The organism is Pantoea sp. ABR1s (genome assembly GCF_057812235.1).
This window is the reverse complement of record NZ_CM173823.1, coordinates 3473098-3494183: the sequence shown is the minus strand read 5'-3', so window position 1 is coordinate 3494183 and position 21086 is coordinate 3473098. Positions and strand designations below refer to the sequence as shown.

Annotated in this window: 18 protein-coding genes; 8 read left to right on the top strand and 10 right to left on the bottom strand. The window is 59.2% G+C overall.

The genetic code is table 11. The features are described 5' to 3' along the window. Positions 1-16 precede the first annotated feature (16 nt). Positions 17-697 (top strand): pyrimidine 5'-nucleotidase, encoded by a 681-nt coding sequence (gene yjjG / locus ACXKZD_RS16480; protein ID WP_488981739.1) that lies wholly within the window; start codon positions 17-19, stop codon positions 695-697. Between the two features lie 660 nt (positions 698-1357). Here the strand turns inward: yjjG and ACXKZD_RS16475 are convergent. Further along, the gene (locus tag ACXKZD_RS16475; protein WP_089414591.1) at positions 1358-2008 is read right to left on the bottom strand and encodes a YtjB family periplasmic protein; all 651 of its coding nucleotides are present in this window, start codon (positions 2006-2008) and stop codon (positions 1358-1360) included. A 107-nt stretch (positions 2009-2115) separates the two neighbouring features. Here ACXKZD_RS16475 and serB point away from each other — a divergent pair, with 107 nt between their 5' ends. From serB to nadR, 3 genes are all read left to right on the top strand, one after another. Beyond that, a complete protein-coding gene (gene serB, locus ACXKZD_RS16470) occupies positions 2116-3093 on the top strand; it encodes a phosphoserine phosphatase (protein ID WP_010253608.1) in 978 nt (325 codons plus the stop codon). Between the two features lie 13 nt (positions 3094-3106). Further along, complete coding sequence (gene radA / locus ACXKZD_RS16465) at positions 3107-4489, top strand: DNA repair protein RadA (RefSeq protein WP_031593287.1); 1383 nt, start codon at positions 3107-3109, stop codon at positions 4487-4489. Positions 4490-4564: 75 nt separating this feature from the next. Continuing rightward, positions 4565-5806, top strand: a complete 1242-nt coding sequence (nadR, locus tag ACXKZD_RS16460) for a multifunctional transcriptional regulator/nicotinamide-nucleotide adenylyltransferase/ribosylnicotinamide kinase NadR (protein ID WP_010253612.1) — start codon at positions 4565-4567, stop codon at positions 5804-5806. Positions 5807-5851: 45 nt separating this feature from the next. On the opposite strand, the gene ACXKZD_RS16455 is transcribed toward nadR, so the two are convergent. Then, positions 5852-6853: a zinc-binding alcohol dehydrogenase family protein gene (locus ACXKZD_RS16455; RefSeq protein ID WP_457184095.1), complete on the bottom strand. Its 1002-nt coding sequence runs from the start codon at positions 6851-6853 to the stop codon at positions 5852-5854. A gap of 204 nt (positions 6854-7057) precedes the next feature. On the opposite strand from ACXKZD_RS16455, the gene ACXKZD_RS16450 reads away from it, so the two are divergent. Then, positions 7058-7954, top strand: coding sequence for a LysR family transcriptional regulator (locus ACXKZD_RS16450; RefSeq protein ID WP_010253616.1), 897 nt, complete (start codon positions 7058-7060; stop codon positions 7952-7954). Positions 7955-8578: 624 nt separating this feature from the next. Here ACXKZD_RS16450 and ettA read toward each other — a convergent pair. Beyond that, positions 8579-10246, bottom strand: coding sequence for an energy-dependent translational throttle protein EttA (gene ettA, locus ACXKZD_RS16445; RefSeq protein ID WP_031593292.1), 1668 nt, complete (start codon positions 10244-10246; stop codon positions 8579-8581). 191 nt (positions 10247-10437) lie between these two features. Further along, complete coding sequence (gene deoR / locus ACXKZD_RS16440; protein ID WP_010253621.1) at positions 10438-11202, bottom strand: DNA-binding transcriptional repressor DeoR; 765 nt, start codon at positions 11200-11202, stop codon at positions 10438-10440. A 392-nt stretch (positions 11203-11594) separates the two neighbouring features. Between deoR and rbsK the strand changes: the two genes are divergently transcribed. Genes rbsK through ACXKZD_RS16425 form a run of 3 tightly spaced genes read left to right on the top strand, consistent with a single transcriptional unit; the run spans position 11595 to position 14857 of the window. Then, complete coding sequence (gene rbsK / locus ACXKZD_RS16435; RefSeq protein WP_033787409.1) at positions 11595-12512, top strand: ribokinase; 918 nt, start codon at positions 11595-11597, stop codon at positions 12510-12512. Positions 12513-12521: 9 nt separating this feature from the next. Then, positions 12522-13838, top strand: a complete 1317-nt coding sequence (gene fucP, locus ACXKZD_RS16430) for an L-fucose:H+ symporter permease (protein WP_488981738.1) — start codon at positions 12522-12524, stop codon at positions 13836-13838. 5 nt (positions 13839-13843) lie between these two features. Further along, positions 13844-14857: an aldose 1-epimerase family protein gene (locus ACXKZD_RS16425; RefSeq protein ID WP_488981737.1), complete on the top strand. Its 1014-nt coding sequence runs from the start codon at positions 13844-13846 to the stop codon at positions 14855-14857. 7 nt (positions 14858-14864) lie between these two features. On the opposite strand, the gene urtE is transcribed toward ACXKZD_RS16425, so the two are convergent. From urtE to ACXKZD_RS16395, 6 genes are all read right to left on the bottom strand, one after another. Then, positions 14865-15563 carry an urea ABC transporter ATP-binding subunit UrtE gene (gene urtE, locus ACXKZD_RS16420; RefSeq protein WP_061703615.1) on the bottom strand — a complete coding sequence of 233 codons (699 nt, stop codon included), beginning with the start codon at positions 15561-15563 and terminating at the stop codon, positions 14865-14867. 1 nt (position 15564) lies between these two features. Further along, on the bottom strand, positions 15565-16356 hold the full coding sequence (urtD, locus tag ACXKZD_RS16415; protein WP_010671705.1) for an urea ABC transporter ATP-binding protein UrtD: 792 nt from the start codon (positions 16354-16356) through the stop codon (positions 15565-15567). Continuing rightward, positions 16353-17426, bottom strand: coding sequence for an urea ABC transporter permease subunit UrtC (gene urtC, locus ACXKZD_RS16410; protein ID WP_033769609.1), 1074 nt, complete (start codon positions 17424-17426; stop codon positions 16353-16355). The genes urtD and urtC overlap by 4 nt, the downstream gene beginning before the upstream one ends. Continuing rightward, complete coding sequence (gene urtB, locus ACXKZD_RS16405) at positions 17426-18991, bottom strand: urea ABC transporter permease subunit UrtB (RefSeq protein ID WP_342606124.1); 1566 nt, start codon at positions 18989-18991, stop codon at positions 17426-17428. The genes urtC and urtB overlap by 1 nt, the downstream gene beginning before the upstream one ends. 92 nt (positions 18992-19083) lie before the next feature. Beyond that, a complete protein-coding gene (urtA, locus tag ACXKZD_RS16400; protein WP_031292851.1) occupies positions 19084-20352 on the bottom strand; it encodes an urea ABC transporter substrate-binding protein in 1269 nt (422 codons plus the stop codon). Between the two features lie 28 nt (positions 20353-20380). Next, a complete protein-coding gene (locus ACXKZD_RS16395; RefSeq protein WP_122889260.1) occupies positions 20381-21082 on the bottom strand; it encodes a GntR family transcriptional regulator in 702 nt (233 codons plus the stop codon). Positions 21083-21086: the final 4 nt, after the last annotated feature.

Genomic DNA, 21086 nt, shown 5'->3' with positions numbered 1-21086 from the left:
GTGTTAAGGAGCTTTAATGATTGATAACTGGGATTGCATCCTGTTTGATGCCGACGATACCCTTTTTCATTTCGACGCCTATGCCGGTTTGCAGCGCCTGTTCGCCGGTTATGACGTGCAGTTCACCGACCAGGATTACAGCGATTATCAGGCGATAAACAAGCCGCTGTGGGTCGATTATCAGAACGGTGCTATCTCCGCGTTACAGCTGCAGACTCAGCGTTTCAACCACTGGAGCGAAAAGCTCAGCGTTGCGCCGGAGATCCTCAACAGCGGCTTCCTCAGCGCAATGGGAGAGATCTGCACGCCGCTGCCGGGCGCGGTCAGCCTGATGAACCAGCTGCATGGCCGGGTGAAAATGGGCATCATCACCAACGGTTTTACTGCGCTGCAGCAGACGCGTCTGGAGCGCACCGGTTTCCGCGATTACTTCTCGGCGCTGGTAATCTCCGAGCAGGTCGGCCAGCCAAAACCGGCGCCAGAGATTTTTGATTACGCACTGAATCTGATGGGCAACCCGGGTCGTGAGCGGGTGCTGATGGTGGGTGATACGCCAGAGTCAGACATTCTGGGCGGCATGAATGCCGGTATTAAAACCTGCTGGCTCGATCATGGCACCCGGCCATTGCCGGAACATATCAAGCCCACCTGGCAGGTCAAATCGCTGGGCGAGCTGGAAGCGCTGCTCATCGGCTGACGCAAGACGCCTCGCAAATCAGCATCTTTCCCATAAAAAAGGCCCGCACAGCGGTAATGCTGGTCAGTTAAGCGACAGGTGATAACGCAGTCTGGTGCCGGGCAGGGGCTGGCGGTCCTCGCGCCGCTGCGCGGTCCCTTCACTTCATTCCTCTGCCTGACGGACCGCCGGGGATGGCACATCCTGTGCCGCCCCGCCTTTCGCCCGCGTCCTGCGGGCTCTCCTGGCAGACTCATTCTGTTCAGCGCTGCGGATTGCCTGCCCCTGCCCGCCACCGGCCTGCTCTGAAACTTCAGTGTGTATTGTTAAAAAGAGCACGAGAGTGGAGGCCTGAGCGCCTCTGCTGCTGAAAGGGCTATCCGCAGCGCTGAGGCTTGACGGCGGGCCAGAAGTCCACGCCGGGAAGCGTGGACAGTTCGGGGCCGGCCAGGGAGGGCCGATCCCCGAACGGTTCGTCGGCACGCCGTCAAAGCCGAAGGTACCGCGTGAGCGGCGCGAGGACGGCCCGGCAGCAGCAGAGGTGCTCAGGCCCGCACTGCGGCCCGCCCGCAAAAAAAGCCGCCACGTTTGACCGTGACAGCCTTTACAAATCTAATCTTAACTGACCAGCATTACCGCTGTGCGGGCCTTTCTTGTTTTATCTTTACCGCAGCCGGAGCGTTACTCTTTCTTCTCGTCGTCATCATCCCGATCCTCTTTCACCGGGGTGCTGGCGGTGAGCAGGAACGGCGACTGCTGCCAGCGGGTGCGGCGGTGGCGCAGCAGGGTGCGTGAGAGAATAATGCCAATTGCCAGCGCCAGCAGCATCATCAGACGCAGAATATTGGTGGTGTTATCGACCTGGTGCGAGTCGGTGACCAGCACATGGGTATCCAGCGTCACGCGCAAAAAGCCCAGCGGACCCTCGTTTCCGGCCAGCGGCTGCACAATCTGATGGTTGAAATAGCTGCCCGCGCGCTGGCCGTCGAGCGCCAGCCGATCGCGTACATTGATGTTTTCACCGCTGTGCGCCACCAGACTTCCGTCGCCGTCATAGACCGATGCATCCAGAATACGGCTGTTAGCCGTCATCTGATTAAGAATGGCTTCTATCTGAGTCCGGTTATTTTCACTGTTGTCCATCAACGGCTTAAGGCTAAACGCCACCTGGCTGGTCAGCGTATGCGCCAGCTCCTCGACTTGTTCAGAACGCGCCGCCTGATGGCCGAGACTGAACCAGGATGCGCCCTGCATCAGCACGACCAGCAGCGCCATCGAGATGAGAACGATCACGGTACGATGTAAGCGAAATTTCAGTGCGGTTTTAGCCATTAATCATCCGGGTCATATCACAACAGAAAGCCTGGAGATTATGTTGCCAGAAGCGGCGCAGACAAGGTAGCCTCTTGCGTGGTTTTGTTGTCCCTACAGGAGCTCTGATGCCAAATCGTTTAACCTGGTGCGATCTTCCCGCCGATGTCTCCCTCTGGCCGGGTTTGCCCCTTTCTCTTAGCGGTGATGAAGTGATGCCGCTGGATTATCGCGCTGGCCGTACCGGCTGGCTGCTGTATGGTCGCGGGCTGGATAAGCAGCGGCTGACCGATTACCAGCACCAGCTGGGTGCTGCCATGGTGATCGTCAGCGCCTGGAACGTCGATGAGTATCAGGTGATTCGCCTGGCGGGATCGCTGACGCCGTTTGCCAGCAAGCTGGCGCACGACGCCGGACTGGATGTCGCGCCGCTGGGCAGAATTCCGCATCTCAAAACGCCAGGCCTGCTGGTGATGGATATGGACTCCACCGCGATTCAGATCGAGTGCATCGATGAGATTGCAAAACTGGCGGGCTGCGGCGAGCAGGTGGCCGAAGTCACGGAACGCGCGATGCGCGGCGAACTCGACTTCACCGCCAGCCTGCGTCAGCGCGTGGCCACGCTGCAGGGCGCGGACGCCAATATTCTGAAACAGGTGCGTGATGCCCTGCCGCTGATGCCAGGCTTAACCACCCTGACGCAGAAGCTGCAGGCGCTGGGCTGGCAGGTTGCCATCGCGTCTGGCGGCTTTACCTACTACGCCGAATACCTGCGCGACAAGCTGCATCTGTCGGCGGTGGTGGCTAATGAACTCGAAATTCGCGACGGCAAACTGACCGGCAACGTGCTGGGACCGATTGTCGACGCACAATACAAAGCCGATACCCTGAAGAAGCTGGCGCAGCGTTTTGACATCGCGCCGGAACAGACGGTGGCGATCGGCGATGGTGCCAATGACCTGCTGATGATCAAAGCCTCAGCACTGGGCATTGCGTTCCATGCTAAACCTAAGGTGAATGAGCAGACTGCGGTCACCATTCGCCATGCCGATTTAATGGGGGTGTTCTGCATCCTCACCGGCAGCCTGATCCACGAAGAGCGTTAACTGAGGTATTGATTTGGCCAAAGCGGCAAAACGCGCATTTGTCTGTAACGAATGTGGCGCAGATTACCCACGCTGGCAGGGGCAGTGCAGCGCCTGTCACGCCTGGAACACCATCACCGAGGTGCGCATTGCCGCCTCGCCCGCGGCTGCGCGTAACGAGCGCCTGAGTGGTTATGCCGGTAGCGCCGGCACCAGCCGGGTGCAGAAGCTCTCTGAAATCAGCCTGGAGGCGTTACCGCGCTTCTCGACCAGCTTCAAAGAGTTTGACCGGGTGCTGGGCGGTGGGGTGGTGCCGGGCAGCGCCATTCTGATTGGCGGCAGCCCCGGCGCAGGCAAATCCACGCTGCTGCTGCAGGTGATGTGCCGGTTGTCAGAGGGGATGAAAACCCTGTATGTCACCGGTGAAGAGTCACTGCAGCAGGTGGCGATGCGCGCCCATCGTCTGGGATTACCTACCGAAAATGTGAATATGCTGTCGGAAACCAGCATTGAGCAGATCTGCCTGATCGCCGAACAGGAGCAGCCGCAACTGATGGTGATCGACTCGATCCAGGTGATGCACATGGCGGAGATCCAGTCATCGCCCGGCAGCGTCGCCCAGGTGCGTGAAACCGCCGCTTACCTGACGCGCTTCGCCAAGACGCGCGGCGTGGCGATCATCATGGTCGGTCACGTCACCAAAGATGGCTCCCTGGCCGGACCGAAAGTGCTGGAACACTGTATCGACTGTTCAGTGCTGCTGGATGGCGATGCCGATTCCCGCTTCCGCACCCTGCGCAGTCATAAAAACCGCTTCGGCGCGGTCAATGAACTGGGTGTGTTTGCCATGACCGAGCAGGGCATGCGTGAAGTCAGCAACCCGTCAGCTATTTTCCTGTCGCGCGGCGAAGAGGTCACCTCGGGCAGTTCGGTGATGGTGCTGTGGGAGGGAACGCGACCGCTGCTGGTGGAGATTCAGGCGCTGGTCGATCACTCGATGATGGGCAATCCACGCCGCGTGGCAGTGGGTCTGGAGCAGAACCGTCTGGCGATTCTGCTGGCGGTGCTGCACCGTCACGGCGGATTGCAGATGGCGGATCAGGATGTGTTCGTTAACGTGGTCGGCGGCGTCAAAGTCACCGAAACCAGTGCAGACCTGGCGCTGATGCTGTCTATGGTGTCGAGCCTGCGCGATCGTCCGTTGCCGCAGGATCTGGTGATCTTCGGCGAAGTGGGACTGGCGGGCGAAATCCGTCCGGTGCCCAGCGGTCAGGAGCGCATCGCTGAAGCGGCGAAGCATGGCTTCAAACGCGCCATTGTGCCGGCAGGGAATGCACCGAAAAAACCGATTGCCGGGATGCAGGTTTTCAGCGCGAAGAAGCTGGCCGATGCGCTGGCGATTCTGGACGATCTGTAACGCGCCTGCGGCCGCCAGCGAAAAGCCGCTGGCAGGCCGCTCCCACCTTAACCGCATTGATGCAGGAGGCACGACATGTCGTCGTTTGATTATCTGAAAACGGCCATTCGCCAGCAGGGCCACACGCTGCAACAGGTCGCTGATGCCAGCGGCATGACCAAAGGCTATCTGAGCCAGTTGCTCAATGCCAAAATCAAAAGCCCCAGCGCGCAAAAGCTGGAGGCGCTGCACCGTTTTCTGGGTCTGGAGTTTCCGCGCCGCGATAAAACGGTCGGCGTGGTGTTTGGTAAATTCTATCCGCTGCACACCGGCCATATCTATCTGATTCAGCGTGCCTGTAGCCAGGTCGATGAGCTGCATATCATTATGGGCTACGACGAGCCACGTGACCGCGAACTGTTTGAGAACAGCGCGATGTCACAACAGCCCACGGTCAGCGATCGACTGCGCTGGCTGCTGCAGACCTTTAAGTATCAGAAAAATATCCGCATTCACGCCTTTGATGAGGAGGGGATTGAGCCCTATCCACACGGCTGGGATGTCTGGAGTAAGGGCGTCAGCGCGTTTCTCAGCGAGCACGGTATTGCGCCGGACTGCATCTACACCAGCGAAGCGCCCGATGCGGAGATGTATCAGCAGCATCTTGGCATTCAGACTGTACTGGTCGATCCCAGCCGATCCTTTATGAGCATCAGCGGCGCGCAGATCCGTCAGGATCCGTTCCGCTTCTGGGATTATATCCCGACCGAGGTGAAACCTTTCTTTGTGCGCACCGTGGCGATCCTCGGCGGGGAGTCGAGCGGTAAATCGACGCTGGTGAATAAACTCGCCAACATCTTCAATACCACCAGTGCCTGGGAATATGGCCGCGACTATGTCTTCTCCCACCTGGGCGGTGATGAAATGGCGCTGCAATATTCAGATTACGACAAGATCGCACTGGGCCAGGCGCAGTACATCGATTTCGCGGTTAAATACGCCAATAAAGTGGCCTTTATCGACACCGACTTTGTGACCACGCAGGCGTTTTGTCTGAAGTATGAAGGGCGTGAACATCCGTTTGTGCAGGCACTGATCGATGAATATCGCTTTGATCTGGTGATTCTGCTGGAGAACAACGTGCCGTGGGTTGCCGATGGCTTGCGCAGCCTGGGCAGTTCCGTGGATCGCCGGGAATTTCAGTCGATGCTGGTGACGATGCTGCGGGAAAACAACATCGAGTTCCTGCACGTGCAGGAAGATGATTATGACACCCGGTTCCTGCGCTGCATTGAACTGGTGAAAGCGATGCTGGGCGAGAAAAACGCCCAGCCGTAACGCATGCTGTGACCCGGTCTGCCGCAGAGCAGCCGGGTCAGCGCATTAATACACCATCACTACTTTGCCGCGCATGTGGCCTTCCAGCACGCGCTGATGGGCGGCAGTTAAGGTCTCAACGCTTAAGCCGTGCAGCGTCTCGCTCAGTGTGGTTTGCAGCTTACCTTCATCCAGCAACGCCGAGACGGCATCCAGAATCTCACCCTGACGCGCCATATCCGGCGTGTTAAACATGCTGCGGGTGTACATCAGCTCGAAATGCAGGGCAGCACTCTTCAGCTTCAGCTGATCCATCGACAGCGGATGTTCGTTTTCCACGATGGTGCAGATATGGCCCTGCGGGGCGATCAGCTTTGCCATGGTCTCCCAGTGACCGTCGGTATCATTCAGGCAGAAGATATAATCGACCTGTTTAATGCCCTGTTTTTCCAGCTCACCAATCATATCTTTGTAGTTGATCACCAGATCGGCGCCGCGATCGCGGCACCACTGCGCGGAATCTTCACGCGAAGCGGTGGCAATGATCTTCACCTTGCTGCGCAGTTTCGCCAGCGGGATCGCCAGCGATCCGACGCCGCCTGCGCCGCCCACGATCAGCAGCGTCTGATCTTCCGTTGCTGACTCAAGGTTCAGTCGCTCAAACAGTCCTTCCCAGGCGGTCAGGGCCGTCAGCGGGATCGCGGCGGACTGCGCCCAGTCCAGGCTCTCTGGCTTGTGACCGGTAATGCGTGAGTCAACCAGCTGCTCGGTGCTGTTACTGCCAGGACGGGTCAGGTCACCCGCATAAAAAACTTTATCGCCTGGCTTAAAGTTGCTGACTTTGCTGCCCACTTCCAGCACCACACCGCTGGCATCCCAGCCGAGGATGCGTGGCTGCTCTAGTCCGCTCTTCTTCGCCCCTTTGTGAACCTTGGTATCGACCGGGTTGACCGACGCGGCTTTGACTTCGACCCGCAGGTCATACTCCCCTGGCGCTGGGGTATCAGGGAAAATTTCAGTAAATTTTTCAGGACTTTCCGGATTAATTGCGATAGCGCGAATAGACATACATTTTTCCTGTTTAGTCAGGCTGGAAGCCTGGATCTGGTGGTTGCCATTCTGGCCCTGAAGAGTGCTCACACTCCGCAGGGGCTGTGCCACACTGTCTGTGGCAGACTGGCTGATGATTCGGAACAGGCTTTAAGTGTAGAACCTGATTTTAGCAGTGATAAGATGGACAATCTTTCATAGAGTGTTCGTCTGAGGTGAACAATGGCATTTCGTCAGTGGCAGGATATGGCACTGTTTGCGCTGGTGGCGGAGTGCGGCAGCTTTACCGGCGCGGCAGAACGCGCAGGGCTGCCAAAATCGAGCGTCAGTCAGCGCATCAGCCAGCTGGAGCAGCGGCTGGGGATTCGTCTGCTGAACCGCACCACCCGCCAGCTCAATCTGACCTTTGCGGGTGAGCGCTATCTGCTGCATTGCCAGGAGATGATGCAGGCCAGTGAACGCGCCGATCAGGCGATCGCCAGCCTGCGTGAAAATCCCAGCGGGCGTCTGCGTATCACCAGCCCGGCGGGGATTGGTGCCACGCTGCTGGCGCGCTGTAACGCGGCGTTTTTACGTCTCTATCCCGATGTGACGCTGGATGTCTCGATCTCCGATGAGATGCGTGATCTGGTGCAGGAGGGCTTTGATGTGGCGCTGCGCACCGGTCAGCCGCAGGAGTCTTCGCTGATTGGCCGCCGTATAGGCAACTGCCCGCGACTGCTGGTCGCTTCACAGCGCTATCTTGATCAGCATCCGCCGCTGGTTCATCCACAGCAGTTGTCGGCCCACCGCTGTATAGCACATCGCGCCTGGAATGAATGGGTGTTGCAGCGCGATGACGAGTTCTACCGCTGGCTGCTGCCGCCAGGCCATCTCACGGATAATTTACTCTATGCGCGCGAATCTGCGCTGGGCGATGCGGGCATTACGCTGCTGCCGCACTTTCTGACCGATGGGGCGATGGCGGATCCCCGGCTGGTGCCGGTACTGCCGGAATGGGAAATCGAGGGGAATGAGCTGTGGCTGGTCTATCCGGGCCGTAAACTGAATTCACCTGCGCTGGCGCGGTTTATTGAATTCGCGCTGCAGTCACCGGTGTTCAGGGAGTTTTATCGCTAATAAATCCATAAAAAAAGGCGACATCGCAGCCTGATGCCAGTCAGTTAAGCGACAGGTGATAACGCAGTCTGGTGCCGGGCAGGGGCTGGCGGTCCTCGCGCCGCTGCGCGGTTCCTTCACTTCATTCCTCTGCCTGACGGACCGCCGGGGATGGCACATCCTGTGCCGCCCCGCCTTTCGCCCGCGTCCTGCGGGCTCTCCTGGCAGACTCATTCTGTTCAGCGCTGCGGATTGCCTGCCCCTGCCCTGCACCGGCCTGCTCTGAAACTTCAGTGTGTATTGTTAAAAAAGGGCACGAGAGTGGAGGCCTGAGCGCCTCTGCTGCTGAAAGGGCTATCCGCAGCGCTGAGGCGTGACGGTGGGCCAGAAGTCCACGCCGGGAAGCGTGGACAGTTCGGGGCCGGCCAGGGAGGGCCGATCCCCGAACGGTTCGTCGGCACGCCGTCAAAGCCGAAGGTACCGCGTGAGCGGCGCGAGGACGGCCCGGCAGCAGCAGAGGTGCGCTGGCCCGCACTGCGGCTCGCTCGCCCGGAAAAAAAGGCTGCCACGTTTGACCGTGGCAGCCTTTACAAATCTAATCTTAACTGACCAGCATTACGACATCGCTGCCGCCCTATTATTCGATTACTTCGTCATACGCTTATACTTGATGCGCTTCGGCTCCAGCGCTTCGGCGCCGAGGGTACGCTTCTTGTACTCTTCATATTCGGTAAAGTTACCTTCGAAGAATTCGATGTTGCCCTCATCCTGATAATCCAGGATGTGCGTGGCGATACGGTCCAGGAACCAGCGGTCATGCGAGATCACCATGGCACAACCCGGGAACTCCAGCAGGGCGTTTTCCAGCGCGCGCAGGGTTTCAATGTCCAGGTCGTTGGTTGGTTCATCGAGCAGCAGCATGTTGCCGCCAACCTGCAGCAGCTTCGCGAGGTGCAGACGACCACGCTCACCACCCGACAGTTCGCCTACGCGTTTGCCCTGATCGACGCCTTTAAAGTTAAAGCGGCCGACATAGGCGCGGCTTGGCATCTCGGTGTTACCGATGCGCATGATGTCCTGACCGCCGGAAACTTCTTCCCACACGGTTTTGGCGTTATCCATGCTGTCGCGGAACTGATCCACAGAGGCCAGCTTGACGGTTTCACCCAGTACAATCTCGCCAGAATCAGGTTGTTCCTGACCAGACATCATGCGGAACAGCGTTGATTTACCCGCGCCGTTTGGACCGATAATCCCGACAATCGCGCCTTTCGGTACCGAGAACGAGAGATCGTCAATCAGCACACGGTCGCCATAAGACTTACGCAGATTGCTGACTTCCAGCACTTTGTCACCCAGACGGGCACCTGGCGGAATGAACAGTTCGTTGGTTTCGTTACGTTTCTGGTAGTCGGTGTTGTTCAGCTCTTCAAAGCGTGCCAGACGGGCTTTGCCTTTAGACTGCTGGCCTTTTGGCCCTTTGCGTACCCACTCCAGCTCTTTCTCAATCGACTTGCGACGAGCGGCTTCAGAGGAGGCTTCCTGCGCCAGACGCGCATCTTTCTGCTCCAGCCAGGAGGAGTAGTTACCTTCCCACGGAATCCCTTCACCGCGGTCAAGTTCCAGAATCCAGCCTGCAACGTTATCCAGGAAGTAACGGTCATGCGTAATCGCGACGACGGTGCCTTCGAAGTCGTGCAGGAAGCGCTCCAGCCAGGCGACAGATTCGGCGTCCAGGTGGTTCGTTGGTTCGTCCAGCAGCAGCATGTCTGGTTTTTCCAGCAGCAGGCGGCAGAGGGCGACGCGACGACGTTCACCACCGGAAAGGGTGGCAATTTTCGCGTCCCAGTCAGGCAGGCGCAGCGCATCGGCAGCACGTTCCAGCTGGGTATTCAGGTTGTGACCATCGTGAGCCTGGATGATCTCTTCCAGACGGCCCTGTTCCGCGGCCAGTTTGTCGAAGTCTGCATCTTCTTCAGCATAGAGCGCATAGACTTCGTCGAGACGCTTCAGTGCGCCAACGACTTCTGACAGCGCTTCTTCTACCGACTCACGCACGGTGTGTTCAAGGTTAAGCTGCGGTTCCTGCGGCAGGTAGCCAATCTTGAGGCCTGGCTGCGGACGCGCTTCCCCTTCGATATCTTTATCGATGCCGGCCATGATGCGCAGCAGGGTAGATTTACCCGCGCCGTTCAGGCCGAGTACGCCAATTTTTGCGCCAGGGAAGAAGCTGAGCGAGATGTTTTTCAGGATATGTCGCTTCGGCGGAACCACTTTGCCGACGCGATGCATGCTATAGACGAATTGAGCCACGTTGGTTTGAGCCTCTGGGTCTGTTGGTCGTTTGAATGATGTCGAAGTTTAGCCTTTTTCACCGTTTAATCCCAGCCGGGGGGCGGCGAATATTAGCGTGGCGGAGCCGATGCCAGGCGATGCCAGGCATAACTGACTGATTTCCACGCTCAATCGCTGACAGGGTCAGGAGAGGATGTCAGAAAGAGGCGTCAGGGCAGGCGCAGCGGGATCGCCTGCTGGGCCAGCCAGTTTTGCAACGCCTGATCGGGCGCGCTGTCACTCACCAGCAGATCAAAGCGCTGCAGCTCGGCGATGCGGGCAGGCAGCACCTTGCCATATTTACTGCTGTCAGCCACCAGCACCGACTTTCGGGCGCGCAGCATGGCGTGATGTTTCATCATCAGCTCATTGGTGTTGTAGCAGGTTGCGCCCTGATCTTTATCGATGCCCGCCGCAGAGATAAAGGCCAGCGTCGGGCAGAGATCGTCAAGGATGGTATGCACGCCAATCGGCGTAAACAGCGCGTTGTCGGCATGAAATTCACCGCCGCTGAGAATCACGTTACAGGCCGGTTTCTCTTTCAGGGTCAGAAAGGTATTCATGGCGCAGCAGATGGCGGTAAACGACAGGGTGTCGGGAATCGCATCTACGATGTAGGGCAGGGTAGTGCCGCAGTCAAAAAAGACCGTGTCGTTCTCATTGATCAGGCTGGCGGCCGCCTGTGCCAGTCGCTGCTTTCTGGCGGCATTCTGGCCATGCTGATCGCTGACAAAATAGTGGCTGGCATGACTTTTCGGATCGCTGACGATATAGCCGCCCAGCAGGACCACGCTGGAGCCCGGCTCGGTTAAATCGCGGCGAACCGTCATCTCTGAGACGCCAAGCAGCTGGGCCGCATCTTTCAGATGCAGTTTGTCGGTGCGTTTCAGCGCCTGCGTCAGCTTGTGAATGCGTTCGTCGCGCCGGGTTTCCATGGTCATCTCTCTGTTCCCTATCCTGCAGTGCGGAAGAAAGACGCCGGGATCGACGTCAATACGCTACAAACCTCACAGATTTGAATGAGTTGCGTCTCATCCGCCAGGCTGGCAGTCAATCTTACCCGCATTCCGTGAGGGCCGCAAACCTCCGCCGTGCTGTCAGCGCGTGGTGATATCGGCACGTCACCACAGGCGGTTGTGGCTTTCATACAGCGCGTTCAGTGATGTTAGCTTGTTATAATAATAACACTGAAAATCCCATTTTATGGCGTAATTTGCCTATTCTCACCGCCTCAGGATGTGGTTTTTGTCACATATTTAACCTTTAAGAATTGTTATTGTTACTTTAATAACATTTTAAGTTTAAAAAACATCCGGGAGAAAAGGTCATGACAATTGCGGTCATCGGCTCAAACATGGTCGATCTGATTACCTATACCAACAGCCTGCCGAAAGCGGGCGAAACCCTTGAAGCGCCCGACTTTGCCATTGGCTGCGGCGGTAAAGGGGCCAACCAGGCGGTCGCGGCGGCAAAAATGGGCGGCAACGTGATGATGGTCAGCAAGGTCGGTGACGATCTCTTTGCTCCGAACACCGTTGCAAATCTTCAGCAGCAGGGCGTGGACACGCGCTTCGTCACCACCGCACCGGGCACCTCCAGCGGCGTGGCACCGATTTTTGTCGATGACCAGTCGCAGAACCGCATTCTGATTATCAAAGGTGCTAACCAGCAGCTGAAACCGGCCGATATCGACGACGCGGCAGAGGCGCTGAAAGCCTGCCAGCTGATCATCCTGCAGCTGGAGATCCCACTGGAGACGGTCTATTACGCCATCGATTTTGCCCGCCAGCATCAGATCACAGTGATCCTTAATCCGGCTCCGGCCGTCGCCACGCTTGATATTGATTACGCCTGCAAATGCGACTTCTTTATGCCCAATGAAACCGAGCTGGAGATCCTCACCGGTCTGCCGGTCAGCAGCGATGAAGAGGTGATCCTCGCCGGACAGTCGCTGCTGAAGCGCGGCCTTAAAAATCTGATCATCACCCTGGGCAGCCGGGGATCGGTCTGGATGAGCGGCGACGAGATCCATCGCGTGGATGCCACACCGGTTCAGGCGGTTGACACCAGCGGCGCGGGCGATGCCTTTATCGGCTGCTTTGCGTATCTGCTGGTGGAAACCGGCGATGTGGCCGCCGCCATGACCCAGGCGTCTGCCTATGCCGCCTGCAGCGTCACCGGGCGCGGCACCCAGCGCGCCTATCCCGACGCAGAGAGTTTCCAGCGCTTTCTCAACCGTAACTGAGGGTCTGCCATGCAACAGAAAATTGTTCAGCAATCTGATGGCTATCTGAATAAAACGCCGCTGTTCCAGTTCATTCTGCTGTCGTGCCTCTTTCCGCTCTGGGGCTGTGCGGCGAGTCTTAACGATATCCTGATCACTCAGTTTAAAAGCGTATTTGCCCTGAGCGACTTTGCCAGTGCGCTGGTGCAGAGTGCCTTTTATGGCGGCTATTTTCTGATTGCGATCCCCGCGTCGCTGGTGATCCGCAAGACCAGTTACAAGATGGCGATCATGATCGGCCTGGCGCTCTACATTGCCGGCTGTATCGCCTTCTATCCCGCCTCGCACATGGCGACCTACACCATGTTCCTGGCGGCGATATTTGCCATCGCCATCGGCCTGAGTTTCCTGGAAACCGCTGCCAACACCTACAGCTCGATGATTGGCCATCGTGATCACGCCACGCTCCGGCTCAACGTCAGCCAGACCTTCTATCCGATCGGTGCACTGATGGGGATCGTGCTGGGTAAATATCTGGTGTTCCAGGACGGCGACAGCCTGGAGAGTCAGATGGCGACCATGACGGCAGAGCAGGCACATGCGTTCCGCCTGACGATGCTGGAACACACGCTGGAGCCCTACAAATATCTGGTGATGGTGCTGGTGGTGGTGATGCTGCTGTTTATGTTCACCCGCTATCCGCGCTGTAAACCCGAAAGCAGCGAGAGGTCGCGCCCCTCGCTGGGCGAGACCTTCCGCTATCTGGCTGGCAACCGACACTTTAAACGCGGAATTGTGACTCAGTTCCTCTATGTCGGCATGCAGGTGGCCGTCTGGTCGTTTACCATTCGTCTGGCGCTGACGCTGGGGGCGACTAATGAACGTCACGCCTCGAACTTTATGATCTACAGCTTCATCTGCTTCTTTATCGGCAAGTTCGTGGCGAACTTCCTGATGACCCGTTTCCGCGCCGAGAAGGTGCTGATTGCCTATTCGGTGCTGGGCGTGCTGACGCTGGCTTATGTGATGCTGGTGCCGAACTTTACCGCCGTCTACGCCGCCGTTTTTGTCAGCGTGCTGTTTGGTCCCTGCTGGGCAACGATCTACGCGGGAACGCTGGCGACGGTCGATAACAAATACACCGAAGTCGCGGGCGCGTTTATCGTGATGGCGATTGTCGGTGCGGCCTTTGTCCCGGCGCTGCAGGGCCTGGTTTCGGACTCACTGGGTTCAATGCAGCTGGCATTTGGCGTCTCGCTGCTCTGTTTCGCCTGGGTCGGATTCTACTTCTATGGCGAACTGCGCCATAAAAAACAGCCGGTTGCGACCGGTCGTCTGGCGGAGTAGTTACCATGAAAACCCGTTTACCCTTAGCGCGTGAACAGTTTCACACCACACCCTGGGTGCTGCTGGAGAGCGATGATTTCCGGGTTGAGCTGTTTCGTTATCCGGCGGGCATTGAGGCGGTGCGCATTCATAACCGGCGTGGCAGCGTGACCGTGCTGCCGTTTCTCGGGCAGATGATCTGGGACGCAGAGTTCGACAATCATAACCTGACCATGGGCCATAGTTTTAAGCAGCCGCTGCCCGCAAATTCGATCATCGACACCTATGGCTGTTTTGCGTTTCATTCGGGACTGCTGGCCAACGGCTGTCCCGCACCAGAGGACGATCATCCGCTGCACGGTGAGATGGCCTGCGCCCGTATGGACAGCGCCTGGCTGGTGCTGGAGGATCAGACGCTGTCGCTGGAAGGGGAGTGTGAATATGTCAAAGGCTTCGGCCATCACTACCTGGCCGCACCCGCCGTCCGCATTCCGGCCAGCCAGCCCCGGCTGACGATTGAGATGACAGTCACTAATCTGGCTGGCGCGCCGATGCCGCTGCAGTATATGTGTCACCTCAACAGCGCGTGGATCGATCAGGGCCGCTTCCGGCAGTCGATCCCCGAACAGGCATTCCAGCTGCGTCGCTCGATCCCGGCGCATCTGCGACCGACGCCCGCCTGGCGGGATTACACCGATCGGCTGGCGCGCGATCCGCAGGCGTTACAGCAGCTCGATCAGCCGCAGCTCTGCGATCCGGAGATCGTCTTCTTCGCGGACGATCTGCCTCAGTATGGCGATGAGGTGCAGTTTGAGCTGCATGCGCCGCAGGGCTATGCGTTGATGACGCGCTTCTCTACCGCACAGTTCCCGCACGCCACTCGCTGGCTGCTGCACAACCACGATCAGCAGGTGGCGGCCTATATTCTGCCCGCCACCTGCCGGCCAGAGGGCTTTCTTGCCGCGCAGCAGGCTGGCACGCTGATCACCCTGGCGCACGGTGAACAGCGCCACTTTTCTGTCGAGACCGGCTTACTCTGAGCCGGGTTTAAATTGCCACCAGGCCGCGCACACCCTCTGCTTCCATGGTGTCGCCGCGGCCACGCTGCACAATTTCTCCGCGCGACATCACCAGATAGCTGTCCGCCAGCTCCGCCGCGAAGTCATAAAACTGCTCCACCAGCAGGATCGCCATATCTCCCCGTTGCGCCAGCTGGCGGATCACCGCGCCGATCTCTTTGATCACCGAAGGCTGGATCCCTTCGGTCGGCTCATCAAGGATCAACAGCTGGGGCCGACAGGCCAGCGCCCGGCCAATCGCCAGCTGCTGCTGCTGACCGCCAGAGAGGTCGCCGCCCCGGCGTGACTTCATCGCCAGCAGCACCGGAAAGAGCTGGTAGATCTCCTCCGGCACTTCACGCGCCTGCGCAGCCGGAAAGCGTGACAGCCCCATCAGCAGATTCTCTTCCACCGTCAGACGCGGAAAGATTTCCCGCCCCTGGGGCACATAGCCGATGCCAGCCTGCACCCGCTGGTGCGGCTTGCGGCCATTCATGCGCTGCTGCTGCCAGTGAATCTCGCCCGACTTCGCCGGGATCAGCCCCATCAGGCATTTCAGCAGCGTGGTCTTCCCAACGCCATTGCGCCCCAGCAGACAGGTGATTTCGCCAATCTTTACCTCAAACGACAGGCCGCGCAGAATATGACTGCCGCCATAATATTGATTCAGTTCAGTAACCTGTAACATTTCAGCGCCCCAGATAAACGTCGATAACCTGCTCGTTGGCCTGCACGTCGCGCAGCGAACCCTCGGCCAGCACCTGACCCTGATGCAGCACCGTCACGTGGTCGGCAATGGTTTCGACAAAGCCCATGTCATGCTCCACCACCATCAGCGAATGCTTGCCCGCCAGGCTGCGGAACAGCTCGGCGGTGTAGTCCGTTTCGGCATCGGTCATGCCCGCGGCCGGTTCATCCAGCAGCAGCAGATGCGGCTCCTGCACCAGCAGCATGCCGATCTCCAGAAACTGCTTCTGGCCATGCGACAGCAGGCCCGCGCGACGCTGGCGTTCGCCGCCCAGCCGCAGCAGTTTCAGCACCTCATCAATGCGGTCACGCTGTTCGCCGCTGAGGCGGGCGCGCAGGCTGGCCCAGACCGATTTATCGGCTTTAAGCGCGATCTCCAGATTTTCGAACACGGTTAACGCCTCAAACACCGTGGGCTTCTGGAACTTGCGGCCGATCCCGGCGCGGGCGATCTCAACCGGTGAGAGACGGGTCAGATCGCTGTCCTGGTCGTAGATCACCCGGCCGGCGTCGGGCCGGGTTTTGCCGGTGATCACATCCATCAGCGTGGTTTTGCCCGCACCGTTGGGGCCGATCACGCAGCGCAGTTCCCCGACGCCGATCTGCAGCGAAAGATCGGTCAGCGCCCGGAAGCCTTCAAACGACACGCTGATCTTCTCCAGTTGCAGCACCGGATCGCGCTGCACCCGATGGCGATCCGCCAGTTGAGTTTGGGTAAACAGGGCATCACTCATTTTTTCCTCCGGCGCAGCAGGCCAATCACGCCGTGCGGCAGAAACAGCGTGACCAGGATAAACATCAGCCCCAGGAAAAAGAGCCAGTATTCGGGGAAGGCGACGGTGAAGAAGCTGCGTGCGCCGTTAACAATCGCGGCACCCAGCAGCGGGCCTATCAGCGTGCCGCGTCCGCCCAGCGCCACCCAGATCGCCGCTTCAATCGAATTGGCCGGTGACATCTCACCCGGATTGATAATGCCGACCTGCGGCACATAGAGCGCCCCGGCCAGGCCGCACAGCACGGCGGAGAGCGTCCAGACAAAAAGCTTGAAACCGCGCGGGTCGTAACCACAGAACATCAGACGGTTCTCCGCATCCCGCACCGCAGTCAGCACCCGGCCAAATTTGCTGCGCGCCAGGGCGAAGCCGATCGCCAGGCTCAGCAGCAGCAGCAGCACCGTGGCGATAAACAGCCCGATACGGGTGGGGGTTGCCGTTACCGAAAAGCCGAGCAGGGTGGTAAAGCCGGTAAAGCCATTGTTGCCGCCAAAACCGGTTTCGTTGCGGAAGAACAGCAGCATCCCGGCGTAGGTCAGCGCCTGGGTCATGATGGAGAAGTAGACGCCTTTAATCTTCGAGCGAAAGGCGAAGAAGCCAAAAATCAGCGCCAGCAGGCCCGGCACCAGCATGCTCAGGCAGAGCGCCCAGACGAAATAGTCGGTGCCGGTCCAGAACCAGGGTAGTTCCCGCCAGGAGAGAAAGGACATAAAGGCGGGTAAACCCTCGCCTGCGGCCTGGCGCATCAGGTACATGCCCATGGCATATCCACCCAGGGCGAAAAAGAGGCCGTGGCCCAGCGACAGCAGTCCGGCGTAGCCCCACACCAGATCCAGCGCCACCGCGACCACCGCGTAGCAGAGGATTTTGCCGACCAGCGTCAGGGTATAGGTGGAGATCGCCAGCGGATGCGTGGCGGGCAGCAGCGCCAGAAACGGCATCACCAGGAGCGCTACGGTAATCGCCAGGCCAATGCTGATGGTCAGGCGCGGCGCGGTGCGCGCCACGCGAAGCGTGATGGGTTGCGTCATCAGTCAGTCACCCTTCCTTTTACCGCAAACAGCCCCTGCGGACGTTTCTGAATAAACAGCACGATAATCACCAGAATCAGGATCTTGCCCAGCACGGCGCCAATCTGCGGCTCCAGCACTTTGTTGAGAATGCCCAGGCTGAACGCGGCAACCACGGTGCCCGCCAGCTGACCGACGCCACCCAGCACCACCACCAGGAACGAGTCGATAATGTAGCCCTGGCCCAGCTCCGGTCCGACGTTACCGAGCTGCGACAGCGCCACGCCACCCAGCCCGGCAATGCCCGAGCCGAGTCCAAACGCCAGCATATCGACGCGACCGGTCGGCACGCCGCAGCAATCCGCCATGGCGCGGTTCTGGGTCACGGCGCGCACGTTCATGCCAAGGCGGGTCCGGTTCAGCAGCAGCCAGGTGAGCGCCAGCACAAACACCACAAACAGGATCACCGCGATGCGGTTCCACGGCAGCACCAGATTGGGCAGCAGCTGTAAGCCGCCGGAGAGCCACGCCGGATTCGCCACCTCCAGGTTTTGCGCCCCGAACAGCACCCGCACCAGCTGGATCAGCATCAGGCTGATCCCCCAGGTGGCGAGCAGCGTCTCCAGCGGACGGCCATAGAGATGGCGGATCACCGTGCGTTCCAGCGCCATGCCGATGGCGGCGGTGACCAGAAAGGCGACCGGCAGCGCCAGCAGCGGATACCAGGCTAAATAGTGCGGCGCAAACTGCTGAAACAGGCTCTGTACCCACCAGGTGGCGTAAGCACCGAGCATCAGCATTTCACCGTGCGCCATGTTGATCACCCCGAGCAGGCCATAGGTGATCGCCAGACCCAGCGCGGCCAGCAGCAGGATGGAACCCAGCGACAGGCCGCTGAAGGCCTGCCCCAGCAGATCGCCCCACATCAGCCGTTTCTGAATCTGTTGCAGACTTTCCGCCGCGGCGGCCCGTACCGTGGCGTCCGGCTCATTCGCGGGCTGGGTCAGGCGTTGCAGGCTGGCTTGCGTATTGGGATCGCTGGACTCACCCAGCAGTTTCACCGCCCGCAGGCGCACCATCGGCTCGCCATCCGCCAGTTGCAGATTCGCCAGCGCCAGTGCCAGTGCGGCATGAACCCGGCTGTCCTGCTCGGCGGCAAAACGCTGCTCCAGCAGCGGCAGCTGGTCGGCAACGCCCTCACTTTGCAGCTGCTGCGCTGCACGCAGACGCAGGGCCGTATCAGTGCTGACAAGCTGGTGGGCGGCCAGCGCGTTGTTAACCAGCACGCGCAGGCGATTGTTCATAAACAGCTTTTTCAGGTTTCCCGTGGGATGCGCCACCGCATCCAGCGGCTGCAGCGTGGCTCCCTGCTGGCTGAACGGCTGTTTATTCTGGTCGATGACCACCGTTTCGGCATGCAGCGCTTCCAGCAGCGGCAGGCGATGGCTGTCCGGTGCGGCGGCCCACTGTTGCAGCAGCGTGGCCTGCTGACTGCGGCTGGCGGCGGCAAAGTCAGCCGCCGGTCCGGCACTGGCCAACAGCGGCATCAGCAGCAGCAGGCTGAAAAAGCAGCGACATAGATTCATAAAAGGAGCCTCGTCAGGGGAGGGCAGCACGGCGGGGTGCCGTGCTGCCGCTTCACAGCGGGTGACGCTGCGTATCTATCAGCAACCCGCGATTACTGCGCGGTCTTCACCGGGTGATCGGGTTTTTTGTCGTTACCGGCAATGTACGGGCTCCACGGCTGCGCGCGTACCGGCTGATCGGTCTGCCACACCACGCTGAACTGGCCGTTCTCTTCCACTTCGCCAATCATGACCGGCTTATGCAGATGATGGTTGGTCTGATCCATGGTCAGGGTAAAGCCATCCGGCGCTTTAAAGGTCTGACCGGCCATCGCCGCCCGCACTTTGTCCACATCCGTGGTGCCTGCTTTTTCCACCGCCTGCGCCCACATATGAATGCCAACATAGGTCGCTTCCATCGGGTCGTTGGTGACGACGGTGGCGGCGTTCGGCAGGTTATGTGCTTTGGCATATGCGCGGTAGTCGGCGACAAACTTCGCGTTGGTCGGATTATCGATAGACTCGAAATAGTTCCAGGCGGCTAACTGACCCACCAGCGGTTTGGTGTCGATGCCGCGCAGCTCCTCTTCGCCCACCGAGAAGGCGACCACCGGTATGTCAGTGGCTTTAATCCCCTGGTTCGCCAGCTCTTTGTAGAACGGCACGTTGGAGTCGCCGTTGATGGTCGACACCACCGCCGTTTTGCCGCCAGCCGCAAACTTTTTGATGTTGGAGACAATGGTCTGGTAGTCGCTGTAACCAAACGGCGTGTAGACCTCTTCGATATCTTTATCCGCCACGCCTTTGCTGTGCAGGAAGGCGCGCAGGATCTTGTTGGTAGTACGCGGATAGACATAGTCGGTACCAAGCAGGAAGAAGCGTTTCGCGCTGCCGCCATCTTCGCTCATCAGGTATTCCACCGCCGGAATCGCCTGCTGGTTAGGCGCAGCGCCGGTGTAGAAGACGTTGGGTGACATCTCTTCCCCTTCATACTGCACCGGATAGAACAGCAGGCCGTTCAGCTCTTCAAACACCGGCAGCACCGATTTGCGCGACACCGAGGTCCAGCAGCCAAACACCACCGCCGCCTTATCCTGAGTCAGCAGCTGCCGCGCCTTCTCGGCAAACAGCGGCCAGTTAGAGGCGGGATCGACTACCACCGGCTCCAGCTTTTTCCCCAGCACGCCTCCTTTGGCGTTGATCTCATCAATGGTCATCAGCGCCACATCTTTCAGCGGCGTTTCCGAAATCGCCATGGTGCCGGAGAGCGAATGCATGATCCCCACTTTGATGGTGTCAGCCGCCTGCGCACTCCAGGCGAACCCCATGCTGACAACGGTGGCGGAGAGGGCGAAAGCCTTGATCAACGAACGTCTTTTCATCATCTGAAACCCCTGAGTAGTTGTTGTGTTATTCGGTGAGCTGGAGCCGGGCCTGCTGAAGGCGGTGCAGCGTGATCTTTCTGACCTCCGCCTTACTCACGGCGATGTGATCGGTCAGGATGCGTTGCGCCCCGGCGGTCTGCTGCTGAAAAATCGCCTGTAAAATCTGTGCATGTTCCTGATAAGTGGCACAGATGCGATCGTCACGAGTGAAGTCGAGCCGGCGGATAATGCGGATCTTCTCGGTGAGTTCGGCGTGAATGCGTGCCATCTCCGGGTTACCCGCTGCCGCCACCAGCGTCATGTGAAACGCTTCGTCATGCTGCGACACCACCAGGCCCTCTGTAAGCGCCTCCGCCTCGCACCAGAACTGGTTCAGTTCGTTTAACAGCGCGGCACACTGCGGCGCGGGCAGGGCGCAGAGGCGTTTGACCGCCTCGCACTCCAGCACGGTGCGCAGGTCATACAGCGATTCGAACCAGGCGAAATCGAAGTTCTTAATCTGCCAGCCGCTGCGAAACCAGACGTCGACAAAGCCTTCGCGTTCCAGCCGGAACAGCGCCTGACGGACCGGGGTGCGGCTGACCGCCATCCGTCCGGCGATTTCGCTTTCGCTGAAGCGATCGCCGGGCATCAGGCGAAAGGCGAAGATATCGGCCTTCAGCGCCTGATAAACCCGTTCCGCCAGCGCTTCCGGGCGGGCTTTAGGGGAGTGGGGTTGCGTTGTCATTACC